Below are 21,672 nucleotides of genomic sequence, written 5' to 3'. Positions count from 1 at the left end.
CCGCCGATATAAAAGGGTATTGTGAAAAAGCTATCTGTATAAATCCGCCTTGCCTATATCGTTAAACAGCGACATCTTAAATTTCGCAACTTCTTTGAGAGCGTCTATGCAAGGAGGCTCAATCGCGTTCGGCTCAATCCATTTCGGATTTTCCGCCAATACTTCGCGGTATTTTTTGTAGAACGCAAATTTAATATCGCTCGAAATGTTAATTTTGGAAATACCAATCTTAACCGACTCCGCAATTTCCTTGTCGGGGTTGCTCGAACCGCCGTGAAGAACAAGCGGAACGTCAACGGTATCGCGGATTTCTTTGAGCAAATCGAGCTTAAGCTCAGGCTTCATATCCTTGGGATAAATTCCGTGCGCCGTGCCGATAGCAACCGCAAGCGAGTCAATTCCCGTCTTGTCGATAAAATCTTTCGCCTGTTTCGGGTCGGTGTAAATAATATCCGAACCGCCCTCGTACGAATCGCCCGTCGTGCCGATTGTGCCGAGCTCTGCCTCAACCGAAACGTCCGAAACCTTTGCAACCTCAACCACCTTTTTGGTGATTGCAATGTTGTCCTCATAAGACATATGCGACGCGTCAATCATAACCGATGTGAAACCGCATCTTATCGCGCGGAGGATTTCCTCAAATTTTCCGCCGTGGTCAAGGTGAATAACCATCGGAACCCTCGCCTTGTGCGCCTCGTCAATGCAGGTTTTGATGAAACTGTCGCCCAAAAATTCAAGTTCGGTGGGGTGAATTGCCAAAATAACGGGTGCGTTATTCTCCTCGGCACATTCAACAACACCGCGCAAAATCGCGCCGCTGCCAATGTTAAAAGCAGGAACCGCAAATTCGTTTTTGTCTGCAACCGCAAGCATTTCTTTCATATTGATTAACATAACAACACATCTCCCAGTCTATTTAAAATTTTTATTTTTGCCTTCCGAGCCGGATAAACCGATGTAATATCTCACCAGTTCCGCGCTCTCTCTTTCAGTGCCCTCAATAAGGTCAAAATAGTTAATATCGGGGTTTTCTTTCAAAATTTCCGCCGCCGCGTTTCTGTTTGCGTTCATAAAATCACAACCGACGTTAATTTTGTTAATACCAAATTTCACCGAATTTAAAATGTTTTCGCGTCCCGAGCCGGAACCGCCGTGAAGTACGAGCGGAGCGTTTGTTAAACGTTTTATCTCTTTTAAACGTTCGATGTCAAATTTCGGCACCATACCTTCGGGATAATTGCCGTGCGACGTGCCGATTGAAATTGCCAGCGCGTCAATGCCGGTCTTTTCAAAAAACTCTTTCGCCTGTTTCGGGTCGGTATACATCTCGTTTTGAGTAAATTCACCGCCGTCCACCGCACCGAGACAGCCTATCTCGCCTTCAACGCTGACGCCTCTTGCGTGAGCATACTTCGCAATTTCAGCCGTCATCTTGATGTTTTCTTCCAAGCCGAAGCGCGACGCGTCCACCATAACCGACGAAAAACCGTCGTCAATCGCCTTTATGATGTAGTCTTTCTCCTGACCGTGGTCAAGGTTTAAGGCAACGCTCACGCTTGAGCGTTCCGCAAGCTTTTTAACGATAGGCACAATCAATTCGCTGTCGCAATGCGTAAGAAGGTGGTCTTTGAAAATATTCACAATAATCGGCGCATTTGATGCCTCGGCGGCACGGATAACCGTGCGCGCCGTTTCAAGATTAAAGCAGTTAATCGCCATTATTGCATAGTTGTTTGCGTTTGCATCGCAAAGCATATTCTTCATTGAAACATACATAACCTGCTTCCTTTCACACTTTTGTCGTATATATTATACCCGTTTTTTAAAATTTGATTAGTTAAATTTAACGTCCGAAAGGTCAACTTCTTCCTCTTCCTCGTCAAGCACAACGTCGTCCTCTTTTTTAGCGTCTTTTTTAAGAACAACCAACAAAAGCGCCGTTACAACCGTGCCTGCGGTGAGAGCCGCCATAAATCCCCAGGGGTTAATCATAGCGGGAACGATAAACATGCCGCCCGACGGAACCATAGAACCTACATTGAGTATCATAATGAGCGCACCGCCCACAGCCGCGCCTATCGAGCAGGACGCGATAACTCTAATCGGGTCAACCGCCGCAATGGGGATAACACCTTCGGTAATCATACAAATTCCCATCGGGAACGCAATTTTGATGTTGTCTGTTTCGCTTCTTGTGTAACGCGACCTTTTGATGAGCCACGAAAGCGCAACACCGAAGGGGGGTATCATCGACGCGCAAATCTTAACAGCCTCGGGGCCGTAAACGCCGTCCATCAAAAGACCGTCTGCAAAGAGCGACGCAACCTTGTTGACGGGACCGCCGAAGTCGAATGCCGCCATAGCGCCCATAATCGCGCCGAATACACCTTTTGAACCTGTCTGCATATTCACAAGGAAGTTTTCAAGCGATTCCGAAAGAAGTGCAATCGGCCCGCCGATAACAAAGAACATAATGAGTCCGATAACGACCGATGCCAAAAGCGGAATGATCATCATAGGCATAAGTCCCTGCGCCCATTTGGGAACTTTAAGACGCGTTTTCAAAAATTCAACGAAATAACCTGCAAGATAACCGCCGAGCATACCGCCGAGGAAACCTGCGCCCATATTCTGGGCAATCATACCCATTAAAAGACCGGGAGCAATACCGGGACGGTCGGCAATGGAGTAAGCAATCGCCGCACCCATAACGCCGGGCAAAAGTCCCATACCGTAAACACCTAACGTAACTGCCGCCTGCCAAATGTTGTAGCCTGCCTTGTAGTCGGAAATCACCGACGGGTTGCCGCCGAAAATATTGCCGATCGCAATTAAAAGACCGGACGCAACAACCAGCGGAAGCATAAACGAAATACCCGTCAAAGCGTGCTTTTTAAGCTGTAACTTTTTAAACATCTTTTTTCTTCCTCCTTTAATTTACACTTTACGTTTTTATCTTATGCCGCTTTCGGCTTAAGCTTATTTTAATTCTGCCTCGATTTTGTTTAACAATGCCTTGGGGGATTTAATTGCAATGTGAGTGGGAACTTCAACCACCCTTTTGCCCTTGAAGCGTTCCTTTCCGCCGACCTTGATGTCCGCCGCAATGATAACAACGTCCGCGTTTTCAATGTCCTTTGCAGTAAGTTCGTCTTCGGTGCCGATTGTACCCTGCGTTTCAATGTGTGCCTCGTGACCGAGCTCTTTCGCCGCCGACATAAGCTTTTCTTTTGCAATGTAAGTGTGCGCAATACCCGATGTGCAAGCCGCAATTCCTACGATTTTCATAATGAATACTCCTCTCTTATTTTAAAATTATACATTTTAATTTTTTTATTCACCGAAAATTTTGATAATTTCGTCCGCGTCCTTTGCGTCAAGAAGTCTTTTGCAGTTTTCCTCCGACGCAAGCTTTCGCGCCATATTTGATAAAAGTTTTACGTGAACACCCGTCTTGTCCGCCTCGTTGACCGCCAAAAGCACCACCAGTTTAACCGGCTTGCCGTCAACGCTTTCCCATTCGGTTTCGTTTTTGAGTCTGCCGATTGCAACGGTCGTTTCCTTAACGCTTAATGACTTTCCGTGCGGAATTGCAATTGACGCAACAACCAGCGGAAGCATAAACGAAATACCCGTCAAAGCGTGCTTTTTAAGCTGTAACTTTTTAAACATCTTTTTTCTTCCTCCTTTAATTTACACTTTACGTTTTTATCTTATGCCGCTTTCGGCTTAAGCTTATTTTAATTCTGCCTCGATTTTGTTTAACAATGCCTTGGGGGATTTAATTGCAATGTGAGTGGGAACTTCAACCACCCTTTTGCCCTTGAAGCGTTCCTTTCCGCCGACCTTGATGTCCGCCGCAATGATAACAACGTCCGCGTTTTCAATGTCCTTTGCAGTAAGTTCGTCTTCGGTGCCGATTGTACCCTGCGTTTCAATGTGTGCCTCGTGACCGAGCTCTTTCGCCGCCGACATAAGCTTTTCTTTTGCAATGTAAGTGTGCGCAATACCCGATGTGCAAGCCGCAATTCCTACGATTTTCATAATGAATACTCCTCTCTTATTTTAAAATTATACATTTTAATTTTTTTATTCACCGAAAATTTTGATAATTTCGTCCGCGTCCTTTGCGTCAAGAAGTCTTTTGCAGTTTTCCTCCGACGCAAGCTTTCGCGCCATATTTGATAAAAGTTTTACGTGAACACCCGTCTTGTCCGCCTCGTTGACCGCCAAAAGCACCACCAGTTTAACCGGCTTGCCGTCAACGCTTTCCCATTCGGTTTCGTTTTTGAGTCTGCCGATTGCAACGGTCGTTTCCTTAACGCTTAATGACTTTCCGTGCGGAATTGCAATTCCGTTGCCTATTCCCGTTGTCGAGATTTCCTCGCGCGATAAAACGTCGCCCAAAAACGCGTCTTTATCGTTTAACGCACCGCTCTCAAAAAGCAAATCGGTAAGTTTTGCAAGTGCCTCGTTTTTGTCTTTTGCGTCCAAATCAAGTATAATTCTGTCTTTTTTCAATACGCTTGCAATGTCCATCATCGCTCATCCTCTCAAAATAATATTTTTAATTTCGTTTTCGTCCTCCGCGCCCAAAACTCTTTTCGCGAGCGCCCTTGCACTTGTGCCGTCCGTGTGTGAAATTTTGTGCTTAATTCTGCCTGCAACGGGGAGCGGAACGCTGAATTTTTTGAGTCCCAACCCCAGCAAAAGCTTGGTAAATTCGGTGTTTGACGCCAAATCACCGCACACGCTCACCTCAATGCCGTGTCTTTCGCCTGCCTTAATGACGTTTGAAAGCATATTTATCACCGCCGGGTGATACGGGTTGTATAATTCCTCAACGTCGGCATTTCCTCTGTCCGACGCGGTGATGTACTGTACCAAATCGTTTGTTCCCACGCTGAAAAAGTCGCTGTGTTTCGCAAAACTGTCCGCCATAATCGCGCTCGCCGGTGTTTCAATCATAATGCCGACCAAAATTTTGTCCGCATACTCCGTATCTTGCGCATCAAGTTCTTTTTTAACCTTGTCAAGCACCGCGCGCGCCTTCTTTATCTCCGAAATGCTTGTAATCATAGGAAGCATAATTTTTGCCGTGTATCCCCTCGCCGCAACGAGTATTGCCTTTAACTGCTCGGCAAAAATTTCCTCGTTTTTAAGACAAAGCCTGATACCGCGGTTGCCGAGGAACGGATTTTCCTCATCTTTCATATCGAGATAATCAAGCCTTTTGTCACCGCCGATGTCCAGTGTCCTTATCGTCACCGCGTCGGGGCTTGCCTTTTCAATCGCCTCACGGTATGCCTTAACCTGTTCGTCAAAGCTTGGTTTAACGCTTTTCGACGAATATAAAAATTCCGAACGGAACAGCCCCACGCCGTCAAGCTTTTCTTCCTCATAACCTTTAAGGTCGGACGGTTTTCCGATGTTTACGCAAACCGAAATTCTCTCGCCGTCCTCTGTCTGCGCGCCGATTTTTTTGATTTTTTCAAGCTCCTGCGCAAATTTTCTCTCGTCGTCAAGCTTGCGCGCATATTCCGCGCTCGCGCCCTCGTCGGGAGTTATAATAAGCCGTCCGCCGTATCCGTCAAGATAAGCGTCCTCGCCGTTAAATTCCTTAACTTCCGCAATGCCTTCCGCACCGACAACCGCCGGGATACCGAGCGACTTTGCCAAAATCACAACGTGCGACGTTGCGCCGCCCTTTTCAGTGATAAATCCCGCAATTCTGTCTTTGTCGAACATCATAGTGTCAACGGGGGTAAGCTCCTTTGCCGCCACAATGTATTTTTCGCCGTCGTCGGGAAAATTGAAGCCGTCCTCCGCGCCCGAAATAACATCGCACAAAAGTGAACCGATATATCTTATATCCTCTGCGCGCTGACGCATATATTCGTTTTTGCTTGACGAAAGCCTGTCCGACATAGTTTTCGTAACGCTTTCAACCGCGCTTTTTGCGTCCTCGCCGTTTTCTGTTGCCGTCTTGATGGGAGTTATCAGCATTTTGTCCGATAAAAGCATTTCGTATGCCGAGAAAATTTTCGCCTTTTCCGCACCCAGCGTGTCCAGCGTCTTTTTGTGCAGATACCTCACCTTTTCAAGCGCCTTTTCCGCCGCCTCGTCAATGCCTATTTCGTTTGCACCGTTGTCAAAGTTTTTTTCAAAAAATATCATCTTGCCGAAAACAAGTCCATGTGCCGCCGCAATGCCTTTTAAAATTTTCATCTTAAATCACTCCGTATCCAACGATTTAATAACCGCCTCGAGCGCCTCTTTTTCGTCGTCGCCCTCCGCGCGTATCTCAATCACATCACCTTTCACCGCTCCCATACAAAGCACCATCAAAACGCTTTTAGCGTCGTAATCCTCGCCGTCCTTTGATATGGTCACACTGCTTTTAAACCTGTTTGCCTCTTTGCACAAATCCGATGCCGGACGTGCGTGCAAACCCTCCTCATGCCTGATTTCGTATTCCGTCTTTACCATAAAAGTCAACCCCTTTCCGTAGGTTAAACACCTTTAAAGCTACCATTGGTCAAAAATTTTGATAATCTCGTTTGTGTCGGTGGTGTTTCTCAATTTATCGCAATTACCGTCCTGTTCCATAAATGAAACAAGTGATTTGTAAAATCTCACAATTTCTTCTTTTATCTCTCCGCTCTCGTCCATATCAAACGCGGCAAGAAAAACAATGTCCGCCGTGTCGCCGTTTTTTGTCCACTCAATCGGCTCTTTGAGAGTTGCAAAAGCCGCCGCCGAATGGTTTACAAAATTTCCGAGTCCGTGAGGAAGCGCAAATCCGTTTCCTATATCGGTGGGTGTGCTCTTTTCGCGCTCGAGAACCGTTTTTTCAAACCCCTGTGTCACATAACCGAGGTTTTCAAGCCTTGCGCACATCATATGCAAAAGTTCTTCCTTTTTTGAAAAATCGCATTTCGGAAAAATCAGTTCGGTGTTGAAAAGCGACGTTTTCGGCTTAAGCTGTTTAATTCCTCCGCGCCTTTTCGTTCTCACCGTTTTGACCTGTTCTTCAAGCCGTTCAATGTCGGACGCGCTTAAAAGATTTCCTACATTTATAATGTCGCGGTTAAGTCTGTACCCGTCGAGCGACGTCGCCGAAATGATGAAATCGCACATCTCACTCTTTATTTTGTGTATGTCGCGGCCCGAAAATACCGACGTAATTTTAATTTCGGGAATACGGCGCATAATTTTTTCTTTCAAAACCTGTGAAATTCCCACGCCGTAGTCGCACACAATGCACGCGGTGACCGAGGAAAGCTGTCTTTCAATCGCACCGCCGATGTGCAGCGCCAAAAATCCCGCCTCGTTTTCGTTGAGTTCGAGTTCAAGTTCTTTTTCAAAAATGTTTCCCAAAAACCACGCAATCGCCATCATATTCGGATAATTTAGCTTAATCTGCGAAAGAAGTCCGTTTTTAAAAACAATTCCGTATTTAAGCCGTGCGATTGTAACTTTAAGCTGTAAAAACATCTGTTTTACAAAAAACTTGTCGTCGCGGAGTGCAGCTCCCGTAACCTCGCCGATAAGCGTAACCGCCCTCATTGTGAAACGGCAAAGCTCAATGTTCATAGCCTCAAAATTTCTTCGTGCCGAAACGTCGTCAAACTCGCGGATTTCCGAAATTTCCGCCGCAAATTCAATGAATTTTTTCTCATTTTGCGGTAAAATAATATTGTATGCACTCTCAAGCCTTTTTATAAGCTCGTCCGCAAAAAGCGCGTCCGATCCTCCGTCGGTGATGCGTTTTTCGCTCGGCGGCACCTCGATGTTTTCGCCGGTTCGCATAATGCAAAGCGAAATGAGGAACAAAAGGTCGAAGCCCGACGCGTAGTTTAAAGTAAGCCCGAATTGTTCTTCGGTCTTTTTGAGCGCCTCCGATGCCTTTTTCGGTTCAAAGCCGTCAAGTGCACCGCATATTGCCCGATAATCTTCATATCCTACAACAAATACCTCACTGCCTCCGACATTTGCAAGCTCTGAGTAAAACGCGATGTTCTCACGGCAATGCGCCAAAAGCGCCATACGGTAGTTAAATTCACTGCATCGGATTGAAATTCCCTTTCCTCTGCGCCTTTCAAACGGAATGTGCTTTTCAAAAAACCATTTGGAAACTTTAGAAATCACCTTTTCAAGCTGTGTACGGCTCAAATAGTATTGCTCCGCCAATCTTTGAGCGGTGAGACTTTTATTTTTCATCAAATGGCGAATGATAAAAAAAACAGCGTCTTTTTCGTCGTTTCCGTCATTCTGCAAAGAAATTTTCTGCCATTCTTCCTCAGATATGTTGAGCCTGACACCGAGATGTGTTTTTGTTTCGATTAAGCCCGAACCGAAATCCGCCCCGGCTGTGTTTAAGCTTTCACCGTCAAGGAAATCCCTAATCGCGCTGATGTCGTTTCTCACCGTTTTAACCGATACGTTAAATTTCTCCGCAAGATGCGCAAAAGTGGTAAATTCTTTTTTTGAATGAAGATTTTTCAAAATTTCAATCTGTCGTTTGTTCATTTCAACCGCGGCTCCTTTTATCCGCACTTCCTTTGTACGAGTTTATTATACAAGCAAAGTGCAAAAATGTATTTTTGTTTTTTTGCCACATTAGGGAAAGTTTTTGCAAAACCCCGTAAAAATATAGCTTTTCGGGCAAAAAAATTTTTTAAAATTTTTAAATTTTGTTGATTTTTCAACATAAATACGCGTTAAAAAACCGCGATAAAGCATTTTCTATGTTTCACCGCGGTAAATAACCTTAAATGTATATTTCCTAATTTAATTTTAACATATGCCGTGCAGATTAGTCAAGCAAAATGTAGGGACGATGCCCACATCGTCCCGTTCGGCAATCGAAAACCAAAACGGGGCGATGTGGGCATCGCCCCCTACAATTTACATTCATAATCTAAATAAACGGGAAACAATCTCTATCTCCCAAAAAATTCATTTTCAAATTTCTTAATTCTGTCCTCGCACGCGCAAATAATATCCCTGCAGCCTGTATCGCCCAATAAATACCTCTCAACAAAAATTCCCGACGCATTGCAAATCTCGGCGCGCCTTGCAAAATAATTCTCAATGAGAAAATGCGTGTATTTCATCATTCTGAAATCGCCGAAAACGCGTATCTCCTCGCCCTGAACCGACTCAACCGCAACGCTGTAACCGCCGTCAATCGCGCCGATTGTGTCGCCGTCCTTTTCAAATAAAACGGTGGAATCCTCGTCAAACCACTGCGCACCGGGCATTGTGGTGTGGCTGTCGCTCGAACCGACAATCGGCATTTTAAGACCGTTTTTCTGCAAACTGTAATAAAGCGCAACCTGCAAATTGTTCTCCTTCACCGAACAGCCGCCCAAAAGCTCAAACGCGTCGCAAAGACCGTTTTTCATCACAGCCTCGCTCATATCGGTTTCAACGTGATAATGCCCTTTCCACGTCCAGAACGGGTGCGGATATATCGCATAACCTCCGCTTTTTTTAATCTCTCTGTACGTCCAAACCCTGTAAAGATATTCTCTCTCGTCCACGCCCTCGGGGACCTCAACCTCTCCTTTAAGCGCCTCAACTTCTGCCTTCACGCGTTCCGGCTCGTCCAAAAATATGTCATTCACGCTGTATTTACTGCCGACATTTACAATGTGGAGCTGACGTGCGTAGCCGTTATGAACCTCCTCACCGGGGATAAGCTTGAAATTGTGCATAAAATCAAGCTTTTTTGCAACCTCCGCCGACGCATTGTAAATGTTGTGGTCGGTTATCGAAATGATGTCAAAACCCTTTTTGCGGTAGTTTGCCGTCGTGCGCTCGGGCGTTTCTGTGCCGTCTGAAAAATTGGTATGTATGTGAAAATCGCACTTTTTAACGTTTCTTTCGTATAAGTCGGGATAAAGCGAGTAAACCGAAAGTGTTATGCCTTTCTTAACCGCGGCAATGTATTTCCAGCGTCCGCGCGAAAAAGCAATGTTGTTGTCATTTTCGTATTGATCATATCTCTCCTCGGTGGACGAAATTTTAATCCGCCATTCCTGTTCGCCCAAAAATTTATGTGTTAATGTAAGTTTTCCGTCTTTTGCCTTAAAAGTGTGAACAACCCTGTTTTTGTCCCAGCCGGAAAGCGACATTTCCTCATCCGACGGCACATCGCTCTTTTCGGTCGGAATAAAAATAACGTCGTATTCCATACCGTCAAAAAAACTGAACGTTCCGCTTTGGCTCTCTATAATAACCGTACTGTCCGTGTCTGCCTTTATAACCGACGGTGACACGGTAAAATTGTAAATTTCATTTGATTTTGCTGCCATAATATTTCACCTCGCCATAATTTTAGCATATAAATTTTTAAATTTCAATAGCATATCCGTGATTGATGTTAAATTTTTTTGCGGTTTCCGTGAACCCGGCGGGACGATGCCTACATCGTCCCGCTTTTCCGATAAAAAGAGGCACGGAGAAATCTCTCCGTGCCCCATCTCCTACTTATAAACCACAACGTCCTTGACGTTTAAATATCTGTAATGCACAAACAGCTTGGAACTGTTTTCATTTCCGACCGCCGCGGCGCACTTAATATCCGCCGCCCTGCCGGCATAAACTTTGTTGCCTTTGGTGCGTCCGCTGTCCACCACAATAATCTTAACCGCCGATACGTCAAACGCCTCACTGCTGTCGTATGCGTCCTGCGAAATGTCGTAAATTCCCTTTATCAGATTGCCCGACTTGTATCCGGCATACATAAACGACATCGCGAATTTCTGTGAAAACGTGGTGTAATTGTTGTTAAATCTGTTTTTGTCATACCACTTGCTTCCCGTCTGCGCAAACGGCTCACCGCCCTGGCTGAAATCGTATAAAACGATAATATCGCTTACTTTTCCCTGATTGTCAGTCCGGAGAGATAACAGGTCGCCCTCGGCAAGACCCAATGCCTCAAACTGCGAAACATACGAATCCGCAATAAACAGCGACACCTCGTTTCCGCCTCTCAAACCGTAAATCTTTGTGCCGATAAATCCTTCCGCGTCGCTCGCCTTTTTGATATCCTTTAACACAAAAACATTCGTATTGTCGTCGTGTGCCTCGCCCGTGCCCTTGCCGTAGCATACCACCGCGTCCTCGTAAACCGCGGTTTCGTCGGCACGGTATCCGGCCGCGTTAACGCCCGAATCTATCACCATATCGGCAAACGCGCCGATTGAAAAGTCACTGCTTTCGTAGTTTTCGTTTTTAATATCGTCGTATTTCGGCACGAAAAACAGCTTTGTGCTGTTGGTGAAAACAACGTTTGTTCCTATTCTGCGCGAGCTTGCCGTACACGAGAAAATTCTCTGTACGTCCGAGCTTGCAAGGCTGTCGTCAACGGGAATTGTTTCCAAAAGCGCATCTTTTCCGTTTTCGTATTCGCCGTTTTTGTAAACGGTGTCAATGTGTGTAATTTTTCCGTCCGCGTCGGTTTTGTATCTTATCATCTGCGGTTGAATAACCTTGTTTTTCGCCCATTCAAGCGTAAGCGCATCTTCTGCCTTTTTGATTTTCTCGCCGTCCATCACAATGTTGTCCTCGATTTTGCGCATTTTAAGCGCGCCCGTGTCGTCGAACAGCTCAATCTGCACCGCCTTGGGGTGAGTGTCCTCGGCAATCTCTCCGTGAGTGATGTATCCGTAGCGGAAATCGGACGACATATCTGGCTTAATATAGGCAATTTCGCCGAACGCGTTCAAATAAAACGTGCCCTTGTAACCTGCATAAACCGCGTCTTTTTCGGCACATTCCGCGCTGATTTTGTATTCGTTTCCGTCAACCGTAATAAACGTATCGTTTCCGCTTGTTAATATTTCGTCCGCACTGCCCGAAACGATTGCATTTGAAACGATAATTTCAATATATGACGTTTTGTCCTCGCTCACCGCAACCGACAAAACCGTGTTTTCCTTTATGCCCGAAATGCTTGTTTTTGCACCAGATACGTCCAAAACCGCGTATCTGTCAAACTTTTCAAGCTCATATTCCGTCTTGCCGGCTTTATCGTAAATAATGCTCTTTTCCGCGTCGGCATATCCTGCTACAAAATCGGAATAATCGTTTACAACTGCATATTCGTAAGTTCCGTTTTCGTCCGCGTCAACAAGTCTTACAGTACCGTTTTTGAGGTTTGCAAACATATCGCGTATGCCGTCCTGCTTTAACGCACCGTTATACAAAACGCGGATTGAGCGTGCAAGTTTTTTTGAAGAAGTCTTGTCCGCGCCGTCCTTGTAATAATTAAGCCTGTAGTCCGCGTCAAGAGTGTCAATATCCGTTGCGTCTGTTTCAAACGACGAATCGCTTTCCGATACGCACAAAAGGCGCGCGGTGCGCTGTTTTCCGCTTTCGGAATAGTAAACGTCAACGTATTTTCCCAAAAATCCGTCCGCGCCCGATATGCTTTCCGCGTTGTATTTTTCACCGCCGATATACATAATATCGCCGTCGGCGCTGATTCCGTCAAGCGACATATTTCCGAAACTTGTAACATATCCCTCGTCGGATTTTATGCCGTGATAAACTTTCAAAAGTGTGTTTTCGCCGTCCTGCTCGTAATAAACCGTACCGCCCTCAAGGCTCTTTATCTCGTAGCACGGTGCCTCAAGCGCGTTTGCAAGCGCATAGATAACCTCTGCAAAGGTGATGTTTTCGCCAACGCCGTTCGGGAAAATTCCGAGCCTTGACATTATGAGCAAATATCCCGACGGATAACCGCCGTTCACCCTTGCAAGCGCGTCATAGCCCAAAACAGACGTGATAATTTTTGCCGCCTCGTCGCGCGTTACAGCGTCCTCAGGACGGAAAATTCTGTCATCTCCCGGCCAAATAACGCCCATTTGCACAAACCGCGAAACAAGCTTTCCTGCCCAGTGACCTTCAAGGTCGGTGAAATATTCCTCATCAACATTCGGCTGTTCCTCAATTTTTAAAAGCTTTGAAACATAATAGAGAAAATCCGCACGGCTGACGTTTGCAAGAAGCTCCGCGTCGCTGAACGAAGTTTGCGAAACAACGCCGGCAAGGTTTAACAGGCTGACGTTTTTCTCAAATTCCAAGCTTTCGCCGTTCTCCGCAAAGCCGAATGACGGCAGAAATGCGAAAATCAAAACGGTGCAAAGCAGTGCCGAAATAAATCTTTTCGCCGAAATAAATTTTTTCATTGTTCAAATCCCCCCTGCACTACTTATTTTTCATAAATTCAATAATGTTGTAAATCATCTGTGCCGACTCCGCGCGCGTTGCCGTGCCGTTCGGATTAAATCTTCCGTTTTCGTCGCCGTTAACGATTTTAATGCTGTTTAAATACGACACCGCCTCTTTTGCATACGGCGCAATATCATCTGCGTCGGCAAACGCGTTTTCCGCGTCACCGCCAGTGATAACGCCCTTTTTGATAAGCGCGTTATAGCACATCACAGCCATATCCTGGCGCGATACCGCGTTTCCGCTTCCGAACATTCTTTCCGACATACCGTTTACAATTTTGCAAAGATAAGCCTTTTTAACGGTGCCGTAATACCAGTCGCCCGATTTTACGTCGTCAAAATCGAACGCGCCGTCAAGCTCCTCGAACGTAACCGCCGAAAGGAGCATTTTCAAAAATTCCTCTCTCAAAACAAGTTCGGACGGAGCAAAAATTCCCTCCGACCTGCCGTTTAAAATTCCCTCGGCACGGAGTGTGTTTATCGCGTTCTGCGCCCATTCAAAACCGTCCAAATCGGTAAATTCTTTTGAGGATTTGTCAATCGGCTCGGCAGCCGGAGGTGTAATACCGCTTATGCCCGAGCTTGATACTCCGCCTTTTGACGGCGAACCCTTTGAACCTCCGCCCTGTATCGGCTTTTCGTCGGGAACAAACGAGTCAATGCCGATTTTTGAAATCGCGTCGAATTTCTTTCCTATAATGCTCTCGGCAAATTCGTCGGTAACCTTGGTTTTGTCAATTCCCAAAAGCTCCGCATTGTCGGTAAGACAGTTTTTCACGTTGCCCGCGCCGTCCGCCGAATAAATCACGCCCAGCGCAATGCCCTCCGCCGCGGCTTTGTCAAACGACGCAAAATCCGCGCTTGTCTTTTTGGTTTTTTCGTCAATCAGCGCGCGTGTTTCGTCGGTTATGCAGTCTTTTTTAAGATACTTTTCCGCGCTTTCGGGCAGATTGAAACTTTCTTCAAATTCGCCTGTAAGGCTTATTTTTCCCTCGTTGAAAAGACTCACCGCCATAGCTTTGTCAACCGCGCCTTTCGCGCTTTCATATAAATTTACTCCATCTTTTGAAACGCCCGCGAAAAATATTTCCGCGCTTTTTTTAATATCCGCCGTTTCGGCAAGCTTTTTGTTTATGCCGAGCGATGCGGTGTTGTTTTTTATAACGTTTTCAAATTCCGCATATTTTTCGTCCGCGTCTGTAATGTCAAACACCGCCGAAAGGAGCGCCAGCGCCGACGCATTTTCGGTTTCGTTTACATATTTTAACACCGAATGTTCAGGCTCGCCTTTGCCCGTTTCGCCCGTATAAACCTCGTAAACCGCACTTTTTGTGCCGATGTCAAAGGTAAGCGTGTAATCTCCTTTTTCATTCGCCTTAACCTCGCGGTAGCAAAGGCAAAGCGTTTCGGGCGCGTCTGATGCATTAAACTCGTCCGCGGTAACACCCTCTTTTAAAACCGTCACCGTCACAGACGCGTTTTTCTCAGCCTTTCCCGAAAGTGTAATTTTACCGTCGCTGAAAAATTCGGTATCGCCCGACGCAAAAACGGCGGTATTTACCGCAAGTGCAAGCGCAAGCGCAAAATTAAAAACTGTCTTTTTCATATCCGTTATCCTTTCACTTGTTACTTATAATCCGTCTTAGTAAGCCGAAAATCCGCCCTGCTTTGTTTTAACCAGTTTTATGCCCTTGTCAATCGGCATAATGGTGTCTGCCGAGTTGAAAATGTAAAAACCTGCCGTGTCCGCGTCTTTAAACGTGTCGGACGCAATTTCAAGCGTGTACCGTCTGCCGTCAAACGCCATATCGTTTTTGTTTATAAGACGTGCTTCGCAGAGTGCGCCGTTTTTGTATGCCGCGGCGGCAACGGTGAAATTATCAACCGCACGGTCAAAAATCTCGGCGCATATGCTTATGCTCTCCGCACTCGCAAGCGAGAATAAATCGCCAATTTCACCGCCGTTTTTTTCTATCGAAATTTTCGCTTTACCCTTTCCCTCGGCGCTCGTCACATACACAGACGTTCTGCTCTTCATACCAAGCAAAATTGTGTATTCCTCGCCATTTTTTGCGGAAAACGAAAAGTTTACCGTGTTTTCGTCCGATAATTCAAGCTGATTCAGATACACAAGCTGTCCGTTTTTGTCAAACACCTTTGCGCCGATTTTTTCGCCGGCATCTCCAAAGCTAAACGTTCCGTTTACAACAATTCTGCCGTTTTCAAGATACATTTTGCACTCGTCGCGAGGCGTGTAAACAACCGCATAAACGGGATTTGTGCCGACATCAACGGTGTATTTTTCGCCGTCAAAACCGAACAGAATTTCGTTTCCGTACATATCGTAAAAAATAACCTTTTCGTCCGTGACGTATAAATTATATACCCCCGAACCGTTTTCCGAAAACATCACATAACCCGTCTTTTCGCCGGTGTCCTTTGTAAATTTGTAAACCGCAAGGTCGTTTCCGTCGCAGACAACCTCGCCGGCTTCACAGTCGCCGATAACGCGGTTCATATTCGCAATCGCAATAAGCGCAGGTTTTGCCGCATACGGCACATCTGCCATAGCTCCCTCAACCAAGCCGAAATTCTGCTCGGGCTGATTTTCCGCCGGGCCGTCGTTTGAAAAATCGTAAATGAAAAATAAGTCGCCGGCTTTTTTAGCTCGGAGCGTCGACGCATATTTTACAAGAAACGACGCCTGTTTTTCCTCGCCTCTGTATACCCATTTTCCGTTGCTTCTGATGGTTTCGGTGTAGCCGAATTCGGTGTGATATAGCTTTTTGTCCGCAAAACCGTAGTTTGCAAGAAGAGTTTTAAGCTTTTCGCCGTCGGTGGAAATTCTTTTTACATCGCCTATGTAGTGATGCACCGAAATTCCGTCGCAGTATTTGTATAAATCATATTCCCCGTCTCCGTCAGTGTCGGTTTTAACCGCTTTTTCAAGCCATTCAAGACCTTTGCTGTTATACGCGTTTGCAAGCGCGAACGCACAAATTTCAACGTCGGGGAAATCGGTATGAATTCTGTCATACACCGCCTTAACAAGACGCGCGCAGTCCTCGGGGGTTGCATTGTTCTTGTTAAATCCGGGAATGTCAGGCTCATTCCAGATTTCAACGACTTTAATTCTTCCGCGGTTTTTGTCCAGCATATTGTAAACGTAGTTTGCATATGCCGTGCGGTAGTCGTTGGTGTTCGGAATATCATAATTGGACGGGTCCTCAACTTTCGGGGAATAAAGCGTGTTTCCGTATGCCGCCAGTGCAAGAACGTCAATGCCGTATTTTTCCGCCGCGTCAAGATAGTTTTTCATAGCCGGCTTTTCGTCGTAATAACCTTTTTTCCACTCGAAAGTCGCCCAGTTGTATCCCTCGCGGATATGGTCAATTCCTGCGTTTTTGATGATATACGTCCCGTTGTCACACTCTCTGCCCCAGTTAAAATGCGGACAAATGCCGATTTGCGAGTCATATCCCTCATAGTTTGCCGCGGGGCAAACCGAAAATTTGTAAGAATAACTTCCTATATCGTTTCCGCCGTTGTCGGTAAGATAAACGTTAAACGTGTAAACGCCGTACTTTTTCACGCCGACAGGAATGTTAACTTCCTCTTTCCCGCCTGCCGAAAAACTCAAAACGTCGGTTTTTGCAAAAACAACGCTCCCGTCAATGCCCGTTGCCTCGTATTTCACATTAACGTCCGCATCAACCGAAAACTTATTTTCAAACGATACGTCAAATGCCCTCACATCGCCGTCAAAAAATATATTTCCCGGGCTTTTTGTTGTTGCCGAAACGGTAACGGGACAGCTCTCGTCCGAAATTTCAACCGAAACGTTTAAAACCTTTAAAGGCTTATAGTAAGCGTCCGCAACAGTTGTGTACTTTCTTTTCGGCATAGTGACGGAAAAATCACCGCCCGAAACGGAATTTGCAAATTTCGCGTCGTAAAGCGTAAACGAGCGCGTTTTCACCGTCTGCGTGCCGATTATTTCTTCAAAGTCCGAGTATTCCTTTGCGCCCGAAAAACTGTCGTATGTAAGATAAAAAAATCCTCCGCCTTCGTCAAGATAAGTAACGCTCACAGTCACTTTTTTCCGCTCCGCATTGCCGAAAATCATATCGTCGCCGACGTTAAACACCGCCGCCGCACTGTCGCCGATAATTACGGCGCTTTTTCCCGAAACGGACGTCTTTTTAAATCCTTTCTCACCGATAAGCGAAAGCGTACCGCCTCCCGACGGAAGATATTCCGCGCTTTGTGCGGATACCGAAAACGATATGCACAAAAACGCAAAACATATTAAAACCGTTCTTAATTTAAAACGCATATTTTTACCTTTCGTTACTCTATTTTATATAGCTTGCAAACGAATTTACAACCGTGCGCGACGCTAAATCCCAAAGATAAACGTTCGCCGTGTCAAATTCACATTCTGCCGGAACAGTAACGTCAAACTTCGCGCTGTTTCCGCCCGTTTTGTCAAGATTAACCGTCTGTTTTGCAATGTGCGTAAGTTTTCCGTCTTTTTCAAAAACAACCGCAAGCACCGCGTTTTCAATCTTCTTTTCGGGACGGGTAAGCACGTAATCCGCCGAAACGGTCACCGCATTGCCGGATGAAATTTCACTTGCGCTCTTGATTTTAACGCCGTCTTTTTTGAGGAACAGTCCCAAAATATTCATACCGCCCTCGTCGGTTTCAAACAAATATTCATAGTCTGTTTCGCAAATTCTGTCAAAAATGTCGGTATATCCTGCGTTAACCTTAAGCGCATAGCTTGACGCGCTCTCAAAATATCCCTTTTCGGGAGTAAGCGTCACGCATCTTCCCAAACCGTCCCACGTTTTTGTGAAATTCTCGTCTGCGCCGTTGCATTCAAGCAAAATCTCAGGCTCGGACGTGATTTTTTCCGAGAACGTAACTTTAATGCTCTGCGCGCTCGGCGAAATTTTTTCACCGGTCAGAATATTTCCGTCCGAATCTAAAATCTCGGTTTTGTAAACGCCGTTTTCCGCGCGGTAAACGTTAACATTGTCAAGTGATGTGTCCGCCAAATTCGAGGTGTAAAACGCAATACCGCCGATACCGTTTTTGCCCGAAATAAACGGAATTTCCTTTGTTTCAGCCGATCTTACGCCGTCAATTTCAACCGTGATTTTGTTGTAGTCGGTGTCAAGATAAATTTTCAAATTCTGCCATTTTTCCTGTGCAAGCGTCATCTGTTCGGTTGAATTTTCTTTCATAAGGTCAAACGTGTGACCCTGCAAAATGCTCGGAGGATTTGAACCTGTCGCGTCGTAATACATTGCCTTGCCCGACGCGTTAAAACCGATAGGCCATTTTGAATATGCCGACGGCGACGCGGTGTAAACAATACCGAAGCCGACCGTGCCCGATTTTATAATGCTTATATCGGCGTCAACCACAATCACACCGCTTGTCACGCTTTCGTTAAACAGAAAACGCGACCTTGTCGCAGTAACCATATATTTGTTGCCGTTTTCCTCTTTCACAACGGCAAAATTCTGTGTAGTGTCCGTTTGTCCGAAAACGTTTTTCGGTTTGCCTCCAACTTCGCTGTCCTCAAAATCGTTGCTGTAATACGAAATTCTTTCCGCGCTTATTAAATCGGTAGTGGAAAACTGCACTTCGTATTCCTCGGTAAACAGTCCGCTCTCCGACTCGCACGCGCCGACCATAACTTTGTAGTCGGTGTTTTCTGCAAGTCCGTCTACGGCAAAGTTAAAAATCTTGCCGTCCTCCGACGTATCGGATAAGCTTAAATCAACATTCTGTGCGTTTGTAACGTCGTAAAGTGACACCGCGTCCGACACGCTCTGTGCGTTCATCGCCTCCGAAAACGCAGCTCTGATTGTGTTTGTCTTGGGCGAAACTTTAGTCAAATCGGCGTTTTCTTTGCCGTTTGTTTTGATAATTTCTACTTTTGAAACCTTCGGGGGAGCCATATAAACGCGGATATTGTCAATAAGCGCCTCTTTCAAATCGTCCGGCGCGTCGGCAGAAATGCCCGACGGCGCCCATTTAAAGCCAATTCCGACAATATCGGATAAATATGTAAATCCCGTCACTGCCTCTGATTTCACATCATCAAGAGTAAGATATGTGCACGCGTTGTCAAAATCAATCTCAAGCAAAACGTGCTGCCACTTGTTCGCGGTTATAGCCATATCCGACGTCGCACCGCTTGCACGGTAGCCTTTAATGTACGTCTTACTGCCTGCGTTTCCGGCAGGGTGCTGACCTTCCGCCGTGGTGTATGCCTTAAGTCCGCGCGCCGGAGTTGAATTTCTCGTACCCGAGCTGAACGGCGCCTTGCTGTAGTTGCCGTAGTTTGTGTCGGAGGACGTAAAAACTCCCATACCGATACCGCCGAATCCCTCTTTTAAATCAAACTCAACGCAAAGCGTACCGCTTGAAACGGAAACCGATTTGTCGGCGGAAAACATAAATCTTGCAACGTCGTTGGCATTGCCGAAGGACAGGCATTTTCCCCCGTCCCCGGCTTTGCCGTCGACAATGGAAACGGTCGCGGATTTGTTAATTCCCGAAACGCTTCCGTCCTCAAAATCCCTGTTTAAAATGTCGCCGTCCGCCGCAAAACCGACGGCAGGAAAAAGGCTTGATAAAAGCGTAATTAAAAGTAATGTGCAGAGTATCTTTTTCAAATGCCTCACCTCTTATTTGTTGTTTGTCTTTGAAACGTGTTCTGCAAGCGGAACAAGAGTTCCGTTTTCCCAGGCAAACGCCCTTATTTCGTCGCAGTCTTTTGTAAGCGTAAGCGACGCTTTTTTCGTACCGCTCGTATTTACGTTTTCTATTTTTTCAATGTTAACTTCGCAAAGCTCACCGCCGTTGTACGACGCAACAATAAGCTCAACGTCTTTGGACGATAAATCCGTAACCGTGAAGTCGTAGTTTACCTCAATCTTTGTGCCTGCCGTGTATGCCGACGGTGTGAAATCTTTAATACCAACATTATACACCTTGTCGGCTATCGTGTAAACTTTTAAATTGTCGATGTAGTTCTTTTGTGCCTCTTCGGTAGTGGACAGCTTATTACTGCAATGGAAACAAATGTGCGCTACGTCCACGTCCTTTAAATACGTAAATCCCTCAATATAATCCGAAACTACACCGTCAAGTGTTACCCTTATTCGTGCATTTGCAAGGTCAACTTCAATTTTAACGTGATTCCAAGCGGTTTCGCCTGCCGTAAGTTTCATATCCGTTGTTGCACCGCTTGCACGGTAACCTTTTATGTAAGTCTGACTGCCCGCATTTCCGCTCGGATGTGTGCTCATACCGCTGCCATATTCCGTGTACGCTTTAAGTCCGAGTTTTGGATTTGAAGCTAACGTACCCGAACTAAAGATATACTTTGAGTAGGAAGTTGTGGGATCCGTTTTGCTCAAAAGCGCAACTCCGAGTCCGCCATGACCTGCCCTTACGTCAAATTCAATGTAAAACGTTTCGTTCTTTAAAGCTCTGCTCAACGGATATCTTGCTTTTGCTCCGGTTTGTTCAAAGCTTAAAATCTTCGAATTTATGTTCAAAGCCTCCGGGCTGTCTATAACTTTCACATTGCTTGCATTTCCTGTTCCAACATTACCGTCCTCATAATCTTTATCTATCAAATAATTGCCGTACCCGGTATAAACTTTAATATTGTCAAACTTATTCGACGGTTTATAGGTTTCGGCGTCCGGCTCCGAGCAATAGAAAGCCAAACCTGCTATTGCGTCGTTGGTTTTTCCGAAATACTCATAACCGCCGATTGTATTTGATTTTTCATTATCAATATACGCCGTAACAGTCTGATTGTCAAAGTCAAATATTACCTTGTAATGTTGCCATTGGTTTACTTTAAATGTTAAATTATCACTGCTTCCGTCCTTGGTAAATGTAACAGTTTTGCCTGTCACTTCTGTTCCCGGAGGGTTACCGCCGGTTGCCGTAAAGCCTTTTACCGCATAATCTTTAATACCGTTAGTCACATAAAAAGGCCATTTAAGATACTCGGTAGGTTTGCTCTTATAAACCATACCGAGAGCAACCGCACCGCCGGTTGTATTAAGGTCAAATTCTGCAACAACCGTACCGCTTGATACAGCCTCATTAAACAACATTCTAAATCTCTTTCTAGCGCCCTTTCCGAGTGTATCGGCATATTTGTTGCCGTCAGCTTCCGCATAAACAGTCGCATTGTCTGCGATTGCATTGCCGTACGGCGCAAGTGCCGCAGGTGCTTCTCCAACCGTATCATTTTCAAAATCGGTTTCAAAAAGCGTAATTTCCTTTAAGGTTGCCGCCGAAACACTCGGAACAAAGCATAAGCCGAGCAACATAGATAATACCAATACCGCCGTTAATAATTTCTTCATTTTTTACCTCCAAA

General features: G+C 45.7%; 16 protein-coding genes. All 16 read right to left on the bottom strand.

The features are described 5' to 3' along the window. Window positions 1–30: 30 nt before the first annotated feature. The 16 genes from H8706_RS04670 to H8706_RS04595 all read right to left on the bottom strand — a co-directional run bounded on the left by H8706_RS04670 (window position 31) and on the right by H8706_RS04595 (window position 21,658). A complete protein-coding gene (locus H8706_RS04670) occupies window positions 31–894 on the bottom strand; it encodes a ketose-bisphosphate aldolase (protein ID WP_178347374.1) in 864 nt (287 codons plus the stop codon). A gap of 18 nt (window positions 895–912) precedes the next feature. Further along, window positions 913–1,776 (bottom strand): class II fructose-bisphosphate aldolase, encoded by an 864-nt coding sequence (locus tag H8706_RS04665; protein ID WP_262431699.1) that lies wholly within the window; start codon window positions 1,774–1,776, stop codon window positions 913–915. Between the two features lie 57 nt (window positions 1,777–1,833). Continuing rightward, window positions 1,834–2,916 carry a PTS fructose transporter subunit IIC gene (locus tag H8706_RS04660; protein WP_262431698.1) on the bottom strand — a complete coding sequence of 361 codons (1,083 nt, stop codon included), beginning with the start codon at window positions 2,914–2,916 and terminating at the stop codon, window positions 1,834–1,836. 63 nt (window positions 2,917–2,979) lie between these two features. Continuing rightward, window positions 2,980–3,288 (bottom strand): PTS fructose transporter subunit IIB, encoded by a 309-nt coding sequence (locus H8706_RS04655; protein ID WP_178347371.1) that lies wholly within the window; start codon window positions 3,286–3,288, stop codon window positions 2,980–2,982. Window positions 3,289–3,333: 45 nt separating this feature from the next. Continuing rightward, a complete protein-coding gene (locus H8706_RS04650; protein ID WP_262431697.1) occupies window positions 3,334–3,672 on the bottom strand; it encodes a PTS sugar transporter subunit IIA in 339 nt (112 codons plus the stop codon). Between the two features lie 63 nt (window positions 3,673–3,735). Next, window positions 3,736–4,044 carry a PTS fructose transporter subunit IIB gene (locus H8706_RS04645; protein WP_178347371.1) on the bottom strand — a complete coding sequence of 103 codons (309 nt, stop codon included), beginning with the start codon at window positions 4,042–4,044 and terminating at the stop codon, window positions 3,736–3,738. 45 nt (window positions 4,045–4,089) lie between these two features. Next, window positions 4,090–4,542: a PTS sugar transporter subunit IIA gene (locus H8706_RS04640; protein ID WP_262431696.1), complete on the bottom strand. Its 453-nt coding sequence runs from the start codon at window positions 4,540–4,542 to the stop codon at window positions 4,090–4,092. 3 nt (window positions 4,543–4,545) lie between these two features. Further along, on the bottom strand, window positions 4,546–6,228 hold the full coding sequence (gene ptsP / locus H8706_RS04635; RefSeq protein ID WP_262431695.1) for a phosphoenolpyruvate--protein phosphotransferase: 1,683 nt from the start codon (window positions 6,226–6,228) through the stop codon (window positions 4,546–4,548). A 6-nt stretch (window positions 6,229–6,234) separates the two neighbouring features. Beyond that, complete coding sequence (locus H8706_RS04630) at window positions 6,235–6,489, bottom strand: HPr family phosphocarrier protein (RefSeq protein WP_178347368.1); 255 nt, start codon at window positions 6,487–6,489, stop codon at window positions 6,235–6,237. Window positions 6,490–6,528: 39 nt separating this feature from the next. After that, window positions 6,529–8,532, bottom strand: a complete 2,004-nt coding sequence (locus tag H8706_RS04625) for a BglG family transcription antiterminator (protein WP_262431694.1) — start codon at window positions 8,530–8,532, stop codon at window positions 6,529–6,531. 413 nt (window positions 8,533–8,945) lie between these two features. Continuing rightward, window positions 8,946–10,322 carry a PHP domain-containing protein gene (locus tag H8706_RS04620; RefSeq protein ID WP_262431693.1) on the bottom strand — a complete coding sequence of 459 codons (1,377 nt, stop codon included), beginning with the start codon at window positions 10,320–10,322 and terminating at the stop codon, window positions 8,946–8,948. Window positions 10,323–10,493: 171 nt separating this feature from the next. Continuing rightward, window positions 10,494–13,202, bottom strand: a complete 2,709-nt coding sequence (locus tag H8706_RS04615) for an S-layer homology domain-containing protein (protein ID WP_262431692.1) — start codon at window positions 13,200–13,202, stop codon at window positions 10,494–10,496. Between the two features lie 19 nt (window positions 13,203–13,221). After that, entirely contained in the window at window positions 13,222–14,853 is a 1,632-nt protein-coding gene (locus H8706_RS04610; RefSeq protein WP_262431691.1) for an S-layer homology domain-containing protein, read from the bottom strand. 36 nt (window positions 14,854–14,889) lie between these two features. Then, window positions 14,890–17,583 (bottom strand): hypothetical protein, encoded by a 2,694-nt coding sequence (locus H8706_RS04605; protein WP_262431690.1) that lies wholly within the window; start codon window positions 17,581–17,583, stop codon window positions 14,890–14,892. 19 nt (window positions 17,584–17,602) lie between these two features. After that, window positions 17,603–19,942: an Ig-like domain-containing protein gene (locus tag H8706_RS04600; protein ID WP_262431689.1), complete on the bottom strand. Its 2,340-nt coding sequence runs from the start codon at window positions 19,940–19,942 to the stop codon at window positions 17,603–17,605. Window positions 19,943–19,954: 12 nt separating this feature from the next. Next, window positions 19,955–21,658: a hypothetical protein gene (locus tag H8706_RS04595; RefSeq protein WP_262431688.1), complete on the bottom strand. Its 1,704-nt coding sequence runs from the start codon at window positions 21,656–21,658 to the stop codon at window positions 19,955–19,957. Window positions 21,659–21,672: the final 14 nt, after the last annotated feature.

It is taken from the genome of Qingrenia yutianensis (assembly GCF_014385105.1).
Taxonomy (GTDB): Bacteria; Bacillota; Clostridia; order UMGS1810; family UMGS1810; genus Qingrenia; species Qingrenia yutianensis.
This window is presented reverse-complemented; position numbering and strand designations above follow the sequence as displayed.